This window comes from Halopseudomonas sp. (assembly GCF_038130085.1).
Lineage (GTDB): Bacteria > Pseudomonadota > Gammaproteobacteria > Pseudomonadales > Pseudomonadaceae > Halopseudomonas.
Genome location: NZ_JAYPMU010000005.1, coordinates 131,226 through 149,227 on the forward strand (window position 1 = coordinate 131,226; position 18,002 = coordinate 149,227).

The 18,002-nt window shown below is 59.9% G+C and carries 1 protein-coding gene; it reads right to left on the reverse strand.

Features of this window, described 5'->3' with window-relative positions:
* Positions 1-32 precede the first annotated feature (32 nt).
* Positions 33-17,957 (reverse strand): leukotoxin LktA family filamentous adhesin, encoded by a 17,925-nt coding sequence (locus tag AAFM31_RS05860; RefSeq protein ID WP_341706967.1) that lies wholly within the window; start codon positions 17,955-17,957, stop codon positions 33-35.
* Positions 17,958-18,002: the final 45 nt, after the last annotated feature.

Sequence of the window (18,002 nt, forward strand, 5' to 3'; positions counted from 1 at the left end):
TACTCGCTTACTGCTCCTTGCCTGCGTTGTCATCAGATATCCCACCGTTCCTCTTCATCATCGTTGTTAATTGGACCTTGCGGCCATTGCAGGTTAACCGGCCCGTTCAGCCCCGGGATCTGAACCTGCATGCCCGGCGCTTGCGGGATGCCAGCGGCTTGATTCATCAACTGTCCCAGGCGCAATGCCATGAGGTCAGGTGTCAGCATTGCTTGCGCGTAGCGCGCCGCGGTAATGCCCTGATAATCGACACCGCCGTCCTGGTGCCCCTCGGCGAAGTTCGGCACCCGTACCAGGTGAGTCGTGTCGCGGTGCAACACGTAGGCATTGGTGTAGCTGGTGAGGTCGGTCTGGAATAACCAGAACGCCTTGTCCAGTTCATACAGCTGCACGTTGGCTTCCGGCAGATAGACAGGCGACAGGTTATCGGCAATCAGCAAGACCTGAGGCGTGCTCAGTCGCAGATAATCGGCGTTGCGAACATCAGCAAACCCGGCGACTGAGGCAGTCGTCTCGAAGTCGGTGTAGGTCATGTCCAGCAGCGTGGTCAGCACCGCCCGAGCCTGCAGACGAGTAACAAAGCGATCGCCGGGGGCACCCTGATTATTCAAGCCTTCTGCCAACAGCTGCAGTACGCCAGTACCGGTATGCTCGCCCACCAACTGAATGTCCTGCGCATGCAGATCAGCCGACTCTCCCAAATGAGCATCGGCAACACTGATAGCCGAGCCAGCCCAGAGGCTCATGGTGGGCGCGACGACCTGACGGAACTCGATCACTGCTGGTGAAGCGACGCCATTACGCCAGCCGGCGTTGGCGGTCAGGCCGCCGTCAGCCACTACCTGGTCACCACGGGTATCAAGGAGGCTGTCGAGCAGCACCTGACCACCAGCCAGCAGGCGCTGGAAGCTGATTTCCTCGTCAGCTTCCCACTGCTGATATCCACCGCTACTGCTGGTATCGGCAACCCGAATGAAACCGCCGGATAGGAGATCCACATCGGTTCCTGCCGTCAGGTTGCCCAGGCTGATGCCGTTGGCCTGAGCCTTCACGGCCCCACCAGCGGTAAGCTCCGGCACACTGAACAGCCCACCTGCAAGCACATCGACGTTCCCATCGGCGTCGATGTGCTGACCGACGGTGACCGCACCAGCGGCCTGCAGATCGACGTTGCCACCTGCTTCGATTACCTCATCAACATTGATGAAGCCGTCAGTAATGACAGTGACATCACGACCGGCACGCATCCCCAGCAGATCCACGTCACCGCCGATCTGGAAGAAGATATCGCGGCCAGCTTCCGCATAGCCGCTAACATTCAGGTTGCCACCCAGACCAATGGTAAGGTCGCGGCCAGCAGACAGCGACAGACGCTGAGCCGAGTAACTGTCCATTGTCAGATCACCACCGGCGATAATGCCGATGTCTCGCAGGGCAATTACCTGGCGCGCGTAGATGTCGTTGACCGCACGCATCTGCACATCCGAGGTGTAGCTTTGCGCACGACCCAGACTCAGGTTGTTACCGGAGATATACAGCTGATCTTCTGCCGCTAGGTTGCCGCCGATCACATCCCCATCAGCCTCGACAGTCAGATCATCACCGCTATACAGGTGGTCAGGTACAAGCTCGGCATCATTGGTCACTGGCGTGCCGAAGCGAATGTCGCCAGCAGATCCCGCGAGGGTCGTCAGGGTCATATTCTGGCCCGCGCGCCCCAAACCAAGAGTCAAATTACCGTTGGCCTGCATATCAATGGTGTTAAGCGCTTGTGCCTCAGAGACCGTCAGGTTGCCACCAGTGACATCGATAGCACCAGCCGGAGTGGACAGCGTACCTGCACTCAGGCTACCTACCGCAGTCAAACTGATGTCAGCGGTAGTGCTGGTAATGTCACCCAGCGCCGCCGAACCGCCTTGATAGGACACTCCGCTGCCTGCCTGCGCATTGCCGCCGTTAACGTGACCACTGGCCTGCAGATCGAGCTCGCCGTCCACCAGCAAAGAGGTGTAGCTGTTGATCACGTCGGTCGCACCTTGCTGACGAATCAGCGCGTTGCCGCCCGCCTCAACAGCGCCAAGGCGCCAGCTGCTGGAGGTGAGCAGATCCAGGTGATCACTGACGGACAGCTGGTCCACGCCAACTTGAGTCAGATTAAACCGCGCGTCGCCATTGCGCGCAGTCAATGTGCCGGCTTCCAAATGCGCACCGGTGAATTCGACACCAAGTCCCGCATCCAGGCTAGTGACCGACAGTACGCCATCAATCTCGCCAGATACGCCCGCACCTGAGGTGATCTGATCCAGCGTCACCTCACCTGAGGTGCGCAGCCACTGATCGCCAGCCAGACTGATTAGATCCCCGCCATTAACCGGGCCAAAGATGCTCAGATAGATGCCGCCAGTGTCACTGCGCGCGCCCACCTGATCACCCGCGACCCTGACATAACGGCTAGATGCACCGATATCGCCCTGTGCATTCAGCGCCAGCGCGCCAGCAGCAGACCACATCAGTCCATCAGCATTCTGCTCGATGGTTGCGGCCGTCAGACTGATACCCGCTGCGGAACCATTGGCGGTTAGGTTGCCCAGCGACAGCTGATTGCCAGCTTGGCCGATGATGCCCCCGGCAGCCTGAATCTCGGTGCCGACGTCAGCCAGCCAGTTATTCTGCACGTCTACTGCCAGGGCGCCCAACTGCCAATCGCTGGTTTGCTGCAGGTTGTAGATATTGGCCAGATCCAAGCGCCCCGTTACCTGCAGCTCGTTGAATCGCAGCGCACCCGGTGTTGATGTCAGCCCCTGAATACCGCCCAGCCAGGCATTGCCACCCACATCCAAATTGACCAGATCACCCGGGTTGGAGGAGATATTCAAACGCTCGCCGTCGCGGCCAATATCGCCGCTGACGGTCAGATTGATATCCCCACCAGCCAGATGTTCAACTTCCTGCCAGACGCCACCAAAGCTGTTGTCCTTAACGAACAGACTGCCATTGTCGACCTGCAGTCGGATGCCCTGACGGCCTAGCAGGTAGTCAACGGTCAGATCATCGTCATGCACCAGATTCAAGCTTTGTGCACGAGCGGTCAGGGTGCCTAGCGCTTTCAGATACAGGGCTTGATCAGCGCCGCCAATGGTGCCGCCCGCATCCAGCAGAATATCGTTGCCATTGATGACCAGGTTATTGCCATTGGCGCTGGTGATACTGCCATCGGTCTTCAGCTCAATGCGATCGCCCGACACTCCATAGAGGTTGAAATCAGTGGTACCGCCGAGGAATACATCGGCGTCAGCCTGCACACTGATATTGCCGCGGGCAGCGATGTCAACGTCCTCACGCTGGATGATCCGGATGATGTCCGGATTGTCAGCATCGATGACGATGTCGTCGGCCTCAGCACCAGCCAACGCGGCGCGCTGCTCGGTAGTCAACCCGGCAAACCCGCTGGACAGATCAATCACGATGTCCTCAGCCAGAGTGCTGCCAACGGCATTGGCACTCAGGATGACGTTGCGAGCATCGATGTTGAGCCCTTCCACCTTCCCGGCACCGGCACCACCCTCGCCGCGCAGCAGGCCGCGGGAGATGGAGTACAGCAGTTGCTCAGTGCTCCAGCTTGAACCCTGCGCCACACCATCCAACTCTGCCGCGCTCAGCACGTAACTGAATCCGGCGTTGTAGCTCTGCCCACCAAACTCTGCGTGCAGACTCTGATACTCGGTGGCCAGATCAGCCTTGTAGTCAGCCAGTTGCTGATCATTCCAGCCGTAGACGTCGCGAAGCTGAGTTTCCTGAGCAGCGTTCAGCGTCGGCTGGAAGTCCGGATCATAGTCATCAGCAACCAGATCACCACCCTCGAGGCGCAGGTTACGCAACTGCCAGTAACGGCTGTAGCGGGCATTACCTGCATTGACCAGCGCAGTCTTCTGCTGCTCCAGCGCCTCTTCGGCGCCAGCACCGCTGAGCTGCATCTCTTCCCAGAGAGCAACCAATTCATCCAGCGAACGCAGATCAAAGGTGTCATTAGCGTTGCCATCGAGCAGGTCACCGTCGACAACGCTGATGGATGCATCACCGCCGGCAAACACTTGGTTCACCAGCAGATCACCTGAGACCTCTTCTACCGCCACATCGCCTACCGCCGACGCAGTAAAGAGCGCAGGATTCGACGGGGCGGACGACAGCCCGTCCGTGTTGTTTGTATTGATCTTCAGCGCCGAGCCAAGCTCTCCCAGGGAGCCCTGAGTGCTGGTCAGATTGATCGCGTGACCGCCGATGACGGTGCCGCTATTGGCTGTCACATTGCCCTGCGCGGACAGGTTGATATCGCCAAAACGCGTGCTCAGATCAGCGAGGTTGACGCCACCATTGAGTGCCTGCAGGTAGACGTTGCCATTCTGGTTGATTGCGCTCAGCGAACCACCGGACATTTGAACATTCAGTGCCTGCGCCTCGGTGCCAATGCCCACCTTGGTGCGCAGACTCAGATCCTTGGCAGCAACAACGTACTCTTCGGAAGCCTGAGTAAGGTTGTTGGCGTCAATGCTGGTGGTGCCCGTCTCGTTAAAGATCGAGCCTGCCAGCACAACGTTGCCATTGGCGGTCAGCGTGACTCGACCGGTGTCGTTACCGATAAAGCTGATACTGATCGGCAGATCGGCGCGTACGGTCTTGCGGACGATTTCCTTCTTGCCGCTGGTGATGGTTTCACGCTCGTGGTAACGCGTGACCTGACACCAGATGAAGTGCTTGGCGCAGGACGTCCAGTGCTCCTTGACCGAAATCGGCGTATCGGTACTGACGGTGCTGCTCTCATCCATCACCTCGCCCGCCGACAGGCTGGAACCACCAGAAGTCAGATAGTTGCCCATGTAGTCCGCGCCGGGAATGAACGTCGGCGGACCTTCACGGCTCTCGACCAGCTTTTCATAGTCCCACTCACCGGTCTTGATCAGGCTCCAGAACTTGTCTACATAACGCTCATACACCTGCGTCTCGGTGTAGTCCTGACCGGTCAACCAGACATAGCTGCGCCCCTCGCGCACGGCGTAGCTGGTGTCACGGGTGCTGTCGTAGGTCGCGACACGGTAGGCATCGGTAGTTGCCACTTGATTGCTCAAGCCGCGATAGACCTGAATGTCATCCCCTACGCGCTGGTAGATGGTCGAGGTAACGGTGTCATTACCCTTGAAATCACCGCTGTAGTTGATGTCGTTGATCCGCAGCGTACCCTCGACTCCGGACCCAAGGTCAATGCCGGAGATCTGCAAGGTACGACTGCTGTTGTTGACCACGTTGACGCGGCTATAGCCGTCCAACACGTTGATTTGACCGTTGCCAGTGCTGAGAATATGGCCGGTCAGTTCCATGTAACCGCCGCCGACTTCCACCGCGTCAAGCACGATGTTGCCGGTCTGGAAGTCATAGCTGTAACCAACGGTACCCGTGCGGGCATCGCTCGGACGCAGCTGGTAGTAGCGCTCGCCAGTACCCTTGGTGAACGCAGACGACGCCTTGAGGAAGTCAACGCTAGTGAAATCAGCCTCGTTGATCACGACCGACCAGTCGGCAACACCGCTTTGCAGCAGACCATTGATATTCAGGTACTGGGCGCTGATCGCGACATTGTTGCCGGCGACGGTACCGGTACCCGCAACCGGGCCATCCAGATAACCGTCAGTCACGTTGGAGCTTGGATCACCACCAACATGGTAGAACGGCGTCGACGAGTTGAGGATGAAGTCACGGCCCGCGCTGACACTGATGCTTTGCGCACGCACTTCGCCGTTGATGTTGACGCTACCGTAGCTGGCAGTCAGCGACACATTGCCGCGCAGGTTGCGAATGGCACCCGTGACGTAGAGGTCCGGCGCAGGCTGCTTCAACGTGAGTCCATTACCGAGGTCATAACTGCCGCCGGTTGACGGGTTGTAGCTGTTGATGATCGTGATCTGCGGTGCAGGCGAGTTGGCCGCAACGACGATTTCACCAAACCCGGCACTCACGCCGCCCAAGTTCGCGTTGGTGATATCGGCGTTGTTCTGCATTGATGCGCCGTTGAAGCGCAACAGGCCGCCTTCGCGATTGGGAATTTCCAGATCGGTAATACTGAGGAACGCAGCGCTCTTGTTGGTGATCTCGATACTGGCATCGCCCGGTGCGCGCAGATTACCGCTGCCGGTCAGCGTATCGCCGCGAACCAGAATGTTGCCCGGACGGGCAATAATCGGGTCGACCTCAAGAATCTGGATGGTGATGTCGCGCGGCAGGGTATCGAAGTTAAGATCGCCCTCTCCCTCGATCACACCACCCATCTCCAGATACAACTGAGTCATGCGCTGACGCAGCAGTCGCAACTCGGCTTCAATCGCCAGGCGATCCGGTTCAGACAGCCCGTAGTCACGAAGCTGTTTGTTCAACTGCTCCTCGCGAGCACTCAGAACCTGAACGTATTCACCAGTCTTCAGCTCGTAGGTGATGCCATCACTGACCTCACCCACCACCACCGACACGGTCTCGTTGGTGGTATCAAAGTCCAGGCTGTTAATTTCCAGCACCTGGTGATTGAAAATACCGCTGTAGACATTGCCGTCAGCAACAACGTTGGAGCTGTGCCCGTTCTCGGTGTAGTCGTAATTGATGTCGAAGGACACTTCACCGGCACCGACCAGCTTACCAAGGCCGTTCACAACGGCTGCGGCGGCCTCACGGTAGAGGTCCTTGCCAACCCCCTTGCCGGTGAGGTTGCCATAACCCTGCTCGGCATAGGCGTAGACATCGGCCACACTCTCGACCAACGCGCCGCTGGCAATAGTGATGTCCTGATCGCGCTGATAGATTGCCCGCGCAACCGGATCGTTGTTGACCGGGAAGGCGGTGTTGTTCCAGAGGTCGGTACGAGCGACCAGCGTGGCCGAGTTGGCTTGTCCGGCTGCATCGGCGCCCGCCAGCAGCTTGACGTCGCCGTAGGCACGCAGATGTGCGCCACTCTGAATATCGACCGCGTGCTGAGCGTTGACTCGCGCCAGACTGTAGCCCTCTGCCGCACCGGCCAGACCATAGGCCTTGGTGTTGGCTCGCGCATCGATATCCGAGACGGTCGAGCTGGCCAGTGTCATTGCGCCAACGCTGTAGACGTCCGCTCCGCTGCCGATGACGACGGAGGCATCCGCCTGCTCGACATCAACGCGAGACTCGGCACGGGTCACCGCGATGGCGCCACCGGCGTCCAGTTTTACCTTGTCCCGCGCATAAAAATCATTCTTCGCCAGAATCACCAGCGCACCCGGATCACGCCAATCGCCATCTACTCGCAGATTGGCGTTATCACCAACCAGAGCTTCAGTGTTGAAACGCACAGTGGTAATGCTCTTGGCCGCTGGCAAGTCAACCACCCCGCCGGAGCCGGAGGTGACGTTGTAGTTGCTGCTCTCGGACTTGACCAACTTGCCCAGTGCAGATTGGCTGTAGTCGCCGACGCTCAGCACGGACCCGCCCAACAACTGGCTGCGTACCTGTGCATCCACCGTATTGGTAGCGTATGCGCCGCTGGCACCAACCAGGCCCGCATTGGTGCTGTCGACAAAGGCGTTGACGTAACTGGTATGCGCGGCATCCAGCGTCGCGCTATCAGCCTGCAATAGCCCACCAGCCGCGCCCTGAGCCAGCCAGTTGGCCTCGGTAACACCATCATCCCAAGTGTTAGCCTGCACCGCCGCGCCACTGATCAAGCCGCCCTGACCCGCAACGCTGCGGGCCTCTGAATCGTTGGTTGCGGTGGCGGCAACACGCAGCTCAGCCAAGTCACCAGAGAACGCGCTACTGATATTGGTTGCGGTGGTGTTGGTTGACCCTGCTTCAGCGATATTGGCACCAATACTCAGCAAGCCGACAGTCACGCCGCTGGTATTAGCCCGTTGACGACTATCGGTAAAGGCCGTCAGCGTCCAGTTTGCACCCTGACCGCCAGCACTCAAGCCCACCAGTTGGCTGCCGGCGGCGCCCGTCACCGTGCTGCTGGTGTTGTTCACCGCCCGCGCGACAACCGCATTGACCGACAGTCCAAGACCGCCAGCTACACCGACACCGTGTGCATTAACCGAGTCCGCCGAGCCGTTGCGCTGCACCGACGCATTGATGATGCCTTCGTGCGCGCTCAGCTTGCTGCCGCTGGCGAGAGTGACATCAGCCGCGGCCTCAGCATTGGCCAGCAAGATGGTGCCCCCCATAGCCACCGCACCACCTACTGCAACACCCAAGCCTTCCGTTTCCAGCTGCGGGGTTGCTGTAGCGGTCAGTGACAAGCTGTCTGCCGCGATCAGCTCTGCGTTTTCGCCAACGCTGATGCGTGCCTTGCTGGCGTCATGTGCTGTAGCAACGGTAGCCTGAACACCCGCCAGCAGACCACCCGAGGCACCCTGTGCCTTGACCTTGCTGCTGCCTTCGGAGCTGGCAGCCAGGGTAATGTCGTCATCGGCTGAAAGTTCTGCATCCTCGTCGACAGAGACACTGACGTCGCTGTTGCGCTCACCGACCGCAACCACAATACCTGCAGCCCCGCCAGCGCCAAACTGACCGCCCAGGACGCTCACTTCCAGTCCCAGCGCATCCGTTGCAGCAGCCTGCAACCCGGTGGTGTTCAGGTCACCGCCGAGACGGCTGGAGACAGTGTTATCCATGACCGCAACGCCGACCCCAGCACCTAAGCCAACACCAAAACCGGCAGAGGCAGTGAAGGCGTCGATGACAACCGCATTCTTGTCGTTGTAGAGATTGACGGTTTCAGCGCTGACATCAAGCTGATCGCTGGTCAATGACAGCGGGTCAACTTCTGCACTGACTCGCGCGTTCGACATGGTAAAGCTGGCAGCAGCGCCCACCGCTGCCGTACCTGAAAGCTGCGCGGAGCCACTGAGGTTGTAGGTATACAGCGCGTCTGTTGCTTTGACGTTGACGTCACCCAGCGCGTCTACCTGCCCCTGACTGATGCGGGCAACGGTTTCATGCTGGTAGCTGGTGCCATCTTGCAGGCGACCACCGGTGCTGCCGACCTGACCCTGCTGATTGACCCAGTCGGTCTCGCTGCTGTTGCTGCGAGTCACAACGTCGTATTCACCGGTGCTGCTGTTGTATTCGGTTGTTTGATAGCTGGTGTTCGCGGTTTCGCGCGAGGTCATGCCATCGACCATGGACAGACTGCCGTTACCGTCCTTGTCCAGCTCGTCCATCGCGTCGACATCGTCCGTCTTCGCTGCGCCGGAGCCAAGCACGATCACGCCGATGCTGCCACCAAGCGCGGCGCTGCCACCGATGCCACCGGTGACGGTGTACAGCTGCACGTCCGTTTTACGCAGCGCGGTGAGATCCAGATCACCGGACAACCAGAGGTTGCTGTCCAGCAACTGCGCGCGGGTCGCATTGTTGGCGACCAGAACGTTGGCGCTGGCACCGAGCGAAACACCGCCCGCCGCGGCAGACCCAGCGTTGCTCAGGGCATTCAGTTGATCGGTAGCCGAGACGGTCAGGTTGGCTGCGCGCTCAGCTGCACTACCCAGATCCAGGCGACCTGCCCCTGCTTCGGTTTTGTTCTCGATCACCATGACGTTGACCGAGCCAGCAGCACCGACGCCGCCACCGGAAACGCTGACGCTATTGGCGAGCACGCGTGTGACGCTGCTTGCAGCAATGCTGACGTCACCTTTGGTCATGACCTTGGTGCGCCCCTCGCTGGAGCCATCCTGTGCGCCTACCCAGGCACGAACCACACTGCGGTTGTAGCCAACAGCCACACCTGCACCCGCACCCACGGCACCACCACTGGCGGTGTCTGCGCTCGGCGCCAGACTGTTAATCGCATCAGCCGAAACCGTTAGGCTGCCAACCTCCAGATCGCTTTCCTGGTCGACCAGCGCCTGGGTCGTGCCCTCCAAGACCAGCACGCTCGCGCTGCCAGCAATGCCGACAATCGCACCGGAAGCACTGACAACGATATTGCTCGCGGAGTTGGTGGCGTTGGCATCAACATCCATCGCTCCCCGGCTGGTGACCTTGGCACCCCGTACACGCGCAGTGACATCTCGACTAATAACACCGGTGTCCGCTGTTACGGCGACCGCAGCAGCGCCAAGCGACAGCGCCGCATTGAGTACGCCGCCGAAACTGTAGCTGTGGCTGGCCGCACCGACGCTGACCTGCTGATCGGCAGCAGCGCCGACGTTACTCTGGTTAATCTGCGCCTCATCAATAGCCGCAAGTGTAGAGCCACCCAGTACCTGGGTATTGGCGACGCCCCCCACAGAGGCGCTGGCCAGCGGCACCAGAGACACCGCGGCACTGACACTGGTTTGCCCGGCCTGCTGCAGAGACGTAGCGCGTACGGCGACACCTTTGACCAGCTCACTACCGGTCTGCAGGTTAAGTTCAGGGTTGAACTGCTCGGCGTCAGCCCAGGCATCGGTGTCCGGCGCGTTATCAATTTCGCCGTTATCGACAGACACGCCTGCACCCAGCGCCAGCGCGGTCACCTCTGTTGCAGCGTCACGAATGGCTGCTTCGGTTTCGCTTTGCAGTACGTTGACGGTCAACAGGCCTGACACCGCAGCGTTGCCGCTGCCCGCAACGACGCCAGCGTAGGAGTTGATGATGTCGCGGTTGAACGCCGTGACAGCCACATTGTTCTGGGCCAGCACGCCGGCACCGCCGTTGATCAGCGCGCGTGCGCTGGTATCCAGGATGCTGGTCGAGACACCACCGTTCACCGCAGCAGTGCCGGAGAAGCCGCCAGAGACCGAAATGGTGTTGATCTCGGCATCAGACGCAGCCTGCACGGCAAGGTCATTCAGCGCAAAGCCACCATCGGTGTGACGGCCACTGACACTGGCTTCGATATCGTTGTTAATTCGATTGACTGCGGTCGCAACACCTACCGCAACACTACCGGCTGCCGCAATGCCACCCGACAGCGAGTTGACGCTGGAGGCATCACGCGCCTTCACCAACATCTGATCGGCGTCACCGCCGCTGTTGAGCACCCGAGCATAGGTGCGAGCGTCAATGTTGTTGGTGGTATTGGAGAAGACCGCAGCAGCAGTACCGGCGCCGGCTCCACTGAGCGCCAGCGTGTCGATGTTCGCCTGTGTCAGGGCTTCAACTCGCGCATCAGCGCCCGTCGCCAGATCAAGCGAGCTGTCGCTGATCCACGCCTGACGCACCTGCGTTACGGTGCTGACCGCAACCGCACCGGCACCCGCGCCAGCACCCGCGCCCTGAACGTTACCGGCGAGGGTCTTGATATCAACCTCGCCTTCAGTCACCTCGACGGTGAGTGCGGTAGCGCCTTCAACCGAGCTATCTTCGATGCTGGCCGACTCTTCACCGTCCACCACGTTAACGGCAATGGACGCACCGGCTGCGGCCGTACCAGCACCACCACCGCCCAGCGCAGCCGAGCGAATCAACGCATCGCCGCCGCTGGCCAGATTCAAGGTGCCCGACAGTGACAGCGCAGACTCGTCAATTCGCGCGACCCGCTTGGCCAGAATGATATTGTTCACATTAGCAGCGCCGACAGCAGTGCCGCCAGCGCCATTGATCACCGCACCCAGCCCCCAGATAGTGCGGGAACCCTCAGCGGCAGACAGCGACAGACTGCCAACGTTTTTCAGTTCACTGGAAAGAACTTCAGCGCGTTCTTCACCATCCAGAATGTTGGTGGTGGTTGCCCCGTTGACGGACACGGTGCCCGCGCCGCCGCCAGCCACCGCGATGGAGTAGATCGCCTGCTCTACCCCACTCTTCAAACTTGCATCCGCGAAACCGTCGATCACGCTGCTGTTTTGAATCAGCGCACTGCGGTCCGCCGCAATGCGGTTGACCGACGCTGCCAGACCAACAGCGGCGGTGCCGCCGCCCTTCACCGAGCCCGCCAGCGAAGCGATGGTCAGGCCATCTCCGGCGCTGGCGTCCAGCGACAGGGTCTGGTCGCTGCCAGTGGCGTTGACCGTACTGCCGGAAATGCTGACTTCGTCCTTGCCGTTGATGTTGTTGGCCGCAAAGGAGCCGCCTACACCAGCAGTGCCGCCACCAGCCGCGTCGATGCCGATGCTCCAGATCTCACCATCCAGCGCCGAAACCAGGCTAGCGTCACCGCTGAGGTTAACCGTGCTGTCGGTAAGCTTGGCTGCGCGCTCGGCGTCAATCAGGTTGACCGCCACGCCAGCACCAACACCGGCAGTGCCGCCGCCAGCGGCGAGGTTGAAGGCCAGAGACCAGATGCTCGCACCCAGATTCGGCTGGCTGGCGGAAATGGTCAGGTTACGCGCGGTCATCAGCGCTGAGCTGAGTTCCGCTGTCGTGGTGTCAGCAATACGGTTGTAGGTCATCGCCGCACCCACACCAGAGCCGCTGGCCGAGACCGCGCCCGACAACGCTGCCGTAATAATCCGGCTCTGCTGCGCCGCGCTGAGGGAGGCATCGCCGGTCAGCTCGTAGGTACCGCCGATGATATTCGCACTGGCGCTCTGCTGCATGTCATTGATGCTGAACGCGGCGCCAACCGCGGCAGTGTTGGTGCTGCCGGAGATGCTGCCGGCAAGCGAGTAGAAACCACCTGTTTTGAGCGCTTCAACAGTCAGGTCATCAGCCTTGAGCGTACGGCCGGTCATGTCCAGATCAGCCGATACATTGCCGCGACCAATCAGGGCCGTAGCCGAGCCTGCTACCGAGATATTGGAGGCGACCGCCGCACCGATAGTACCCGCGAGCACATCGGTTTCGTTACGCGCGGTGATACCCAGATCACCGGCCAGATCGATATCTGTGTTGGCAACGCTGGCACTGTAGTCACTGCCGTTGTAGACCACACCAATAGCACCGCCAACGGCGGTCTTGCCGCTGGTGCCGGCAACACTGCCGGCAATTGCCAACACCGCTTCGCCAGCGATATCGCCGCTGTCAAACAGGTTACGTGTCGTGGTGTCGGCCGTGCTGGAAGACTCATCGGTATTGGTATCAACACCGTCTTCACTGAACAACTCGTCATTGGTTTCCGATTCGACCTCAATCTGCGAGGCCGCGTTGCTGCCGGTCATGTCCAGGCCGGTTTCGCCAAGCGTGGTATCGGCGTTGGCGTCGTAATTGAAAATATCATTCAACGCATCTCCGCCCGGAACGCTGGCGGCCGCAACCGTTACGTCGTTGCCCGTCAGCGACGAATGACCGTTGCTGGTGGCGTCAACTTTGGCGCTGACCTTGTTGTTCATCACAACGACAAACAGCGAGCCTGCACCAGAGCCACTTTGCTGACCTGTACTCGCGGCGACTGCCAGCGCGCCGGCCAGAACGCGAGAGGCACTGTTGGCCTTCACTTCGAGGCTATCGAAACTAGAAGCGGTGCTACCCAGCCACTCAGCTTTGAGTTCATTGCCCATAATGGCCAGCACCATTGAGCCGCCAGCACTGCCGCCCTTCTCCTTGCTGACCGCAAAGGAACCACCGCCCAGCAGAGAGCGCGAACGGTCGTAGGCATTGACTGCGATGCTGCCGGGCGCTGCGCTGCGCTGCGCGATTTCGCTGTCGATGACCGCCGCGCGCGTGGAGTTGTTGAATACGCCCGCGGAACCCGACAGCGCAACTGCAACGTTGCTCTCGCCACCGGCCGCAACCGACAGACCCAGCCCCATCGCGATCTGATCGCCACCACTGGCGGCCTGAACCTTGAGCAGATCGTTGCTGCGCAGGACGGTGTCCTGCATGAGCGCTTCGGTTACGTTGTTGAGCTGGTTATAGGCAACTGCCCCCGCAAGGGCAGCACTGTGCTGACTCTTGTCACCACCCGACAGCGTCAAAGCACCTGCGCCCGAGCCGCTGAACTGGTGGGTCTGATTGAGTGACAGCACATTGACCTTGCTGCCGTCGGTATCGCGCGGATCAAGTACGATGTTGCCAAGATGGGCGCGGTTCTTCTGACCAGAGACGTTGATGCTGCCTGAAGCCGCAGCGGCAAGACTCAGACCTTCCTTGGTGGTGCCGTCACTACCGTCACTGCCGCTGTCGCCGCTGAACGCGGTCTGCAGCTTGCCCCAGTACTCGCTGATCTTGTTCATCGCCGCTTCGCCAGAGGAAGCCGCTTTGTCCTTGGCGTTCTGTACTTCGCCGGTGATCAGTGCCAGGCCGTTAGTCAGCGATGTCTTGATCGCTTCACTCAGGCTACCAGCCTTCTCTTGCGAGCCAGAATCGGCTGCGCCGCTCTCCGCGGCAACCGCATCCTGCTGTTCCTTTTCCTTCTCGGAGCGCGCCAAGGCGCCGGCAATCGAGAACGCACCGCTCTGACCAGAGCTCTGCGCACTGAGCGTCAGGTCATTGACCAGCCAGTTGCCAGCAGTGCTGTTGGTCAACCCTGCGCCCATATGCTCTGGACGCCAGCCCACGTTATCGCCTACCAACGCATAGACGTCGGTATTGACCACGTTGACCGCCACACCCGCGCCAATACCAACATTCTCCGATGCGGCGATGGCACCGGCAGCGCTCCACAAGCCCAACTGATGTTCGGCATCGATATTGACCGTATCCGCGGTCACGTCGGTGCTGCTGTGGATGGACGCATGCACAGCACTGTCGACCACGCTGACCACAACCGAGCCATTACCTGCAACGCTGGCACCTTTGCCTGCTGACGGACTGACGCCGATGATCAGCTCATCCTGCAGGGCTCCGACGTTAATAACATCCGCACTCAGTTCCCCCCCGGCACCAATACCCGCGATAGCCTGGTTATCGGTAATCTGGATGTTGATACCCGCGCCAACCGCACCGCCATCTTCACTGGTGGTGCCGAACAGTGCGTCGAAATTCCCTGAGATAGCCAACTGCTCAAGCTGATTGTCAGCCGTTACCTGCAACGGCGCGGACCACTCCCAGCCGAGCGTTCGCAGGGCTTCGCGGCGTGTTTCCAGCGCAGTGGTGCTATCGAGCTCTGGCAGCACTGCCGCCAGCAGGCTTGACCACGGAGCCTCATCTGTGGAGGTAGCGGTAAGATTGACGTTATCCCCGGCCCAGGCTTGGGTGTCGATGCGGTTCTGCAAAATCGACAGCGAGCCCGCCATACCGAGCTTGTCGGCTTCGCCAGTCGAGTTCGCGTATTGGGTCGCAATCTTGCCGATGACCGCCTGCGGGCCTTCGCTCAGCAACTTGAGGTTGGCATACACCTGCTTGAGCGAGCTCCAGCGATCCAGTCCGAGCAAGCCGATGGGCTGATCAAACCGGGCGCCTACGCCGATGCGACCGGCACTGACTTGCGTACCATCGCCAATGATCGCGTGGGTCTGCTGATCCAGCTCGGTGTAAACGGCCGCGACACTGAGCGATACTTCAGCGCCATCGGTCGTGCCATCATCGCGCTTGGCGGAAGCGTTGACCGTGCTTTGGGCGGCATTGTGCAGGTTCTTCTGCTGCTGCCAGGCCTGAACCACCAGATCACCAGTGATATCGATTACCGGCGCTGAGCTGCCACCACCCAGCACTGATTTGACGCTGTGGTCGGCCAGCGTCACGTCAATTGCCGACGCCAAACGGAACTTGCTGTCAGTAGCAGGTTTGGAGCCGCCCTCTTCTTTCGACTCCGGCGTAATACCAAAGAACTCCTTGAGACTGTTGCCCAAGTAGTCGGTAACCGGTTTGGCAACCTGTTCGTTGGCCTTTTCCTTGAGTTTGTCGAGATAGCCAGGCTCGGAGGCTCCGGCAGACACAGACACGGAGGTGATCTGCTTGTAGACCACATTGGCTGCATTGACGTTGAGGTTGCGTGCACCAGACAGGTCGGCACTGAACTCGGCATAGGTGTCGCTGTTGTAAAGCGATACGCCAACAGCAGGACCGCCAGTTGCACCCTCACCACTGGCCTTGAAGCTGACGCTGGTCTCGAGTTCCTGCTCGGTCAGGGCCAGTACGCTGACATCCCGATCGACCGTCAGATCGGCGCCGTCGGCAACCACGGCACGCGTGGTGATGTCACTCATCCCCATACCGAAACCAAGACCCATGGTCTTGAGAGCACTGCCCTCGCCGTCCACACTATTTTCAGCAGCTGCAGTCACAGAAAGGCTGTTGTCGCTGTGCGCAACGACCGTGAGATCCTGCCCGACGTCCAGCGTTGCGCCGCTATTGACAGTGACCTCAGTCAAACCGGAAATCTGGCCGTACGCAGCGTCAAAGCCGAACGGAATTTTCTTGCCAAGAACCGGGATGCTCCAGGTGGAGCTGGCCACATTGCGCGAGGTAGACGCCCAAGCGGTCAGGTTTTCAGAGGTATTGATATTGGCAGTGGCGCCAATATCAACGACCGCGTCGGCCTTGGCGATGTAAGCCGAGAGGTTCGGCACCAGCAGCGTCAGCTCGGTAAAGTTGGTGGGCGTTTCGAGGAAAGCGTTGGTGTCCGTAGTCCCGGCGTAAGCCTTGATCGGGTCAGACAGAGTATCCAGCACGTTGGCCCAAGTCTCGGCTTCGGTCCAGCCGTTGTCGGTCGCAAGCTGAGCAATATCCTCCTTGAGGTCATACTTGCTGAGCAGCATCCCGAGGATGTCCCGAGCCACTTCTGCACGCGCATCGGCGGTGATGGTGACGTTGCGCCCGGTAATAGTGCCATCGACATCAATCCGTGCGCTGGCTTCTGCATAGCCGGCCATCTGCCGATTCAAGCCATAGGCATCCAGCGTCACGTCGCCTGCGTTGGCTGCGGTGTCATGCCCGGCGTCGAGCACAGCATTTTCGCCAACGATGATCTCAGCCTTGCCGAGGTTGGCCGACAACCAGGGGTTGGCCTGATACTGAATGCCGTTCTTCAGTTCATCCAGCGTCTGCGCTTCGGCATCCTCATCGCAGAATGTACAGCTGATATCGCTCAGCGCATTCAGCGCAATATCACCAGAACTGCCCGCTCCGGTCGCGCGAGTTACGACCTGGGCGTTGTCGCTGAGGGTAATGGACGGAGATTCGATAGTGACATCGCCGCCGTCCTGACCGTTCTGGCCGCGCGTACTGATCAACGCGTCGCCGTTCATCTCCAGCGATTTGCGAGCGGCAATCTGCACCTGCGCCCCGGAGTCGTCGGCCATCAGTGCGGCCAGCTCGCCGCTAATCTCGACGTTATCGGTTGCGGTGATGACAATCCCGCCATCGCCGCGAACAACACCATCACCGATCGTCAGGCCATCGGTGTTAACCGTGTTGTTAAAGACGGTGCGGGCAACATCAGTGCCCGATTGCATCCCGGCAGTCGCCTCAATCAGCACTGAAGCGCCGTGCAAGTTGATCGAACCGTTGGTGTTGACCATGCCCTTGATGACAATCGCATTGCTGCCATCACTTGCCAGCTCTGCTGTCGGCAACTCGCCAGCGGCCAACTCGGCGACATAATCATCGGCCTGATCCCCGGTCATGGCACCATCGACAACCGCAATTCGGTGCAGGTTGTCCATGGTGGCGGTATTCGGAGTAGTGACGGTCAGACTGCCGACGTTAACCACGCCGGACGCACCGACAACAAAACCGTGCGGGTCGGCAAAAATGATATTGCCGCCAATCTTGCCGCCTTTGAGACCGTTCAGGGTGCCGTTAATGACGGCGCGCGAATCATGCACCAGGTTGACCAGATTATTGGCCCCACCCGGCACATGCAGATTGACCGTATTACCGGAATCAACAGTGAAATTGCCGAAGGAGTTAAAGCCGGTCTGTCCACGCACCGTTGCGGTGGTGATGTCGGTATTGGTACCGGTAACCGCGATCGACGTGTTGGTCTGACCGCCCGCGCCGGTGTGCAGGGTGATGTCGTTGGCGTAGCTCCAGCCTGGAAGCAACCCCGACGCCAGCATCAATGTTGTCAGCGGATGTGGCCTGAAGCTGCGCCCTGCCACCTGCCGTCCTTTGCCCTTCAACTTGCTCCCTGCGCCGCGCATGTCAACCTCGCTGTCGACGAATAAATAAAGCGCGAGACTAACAAC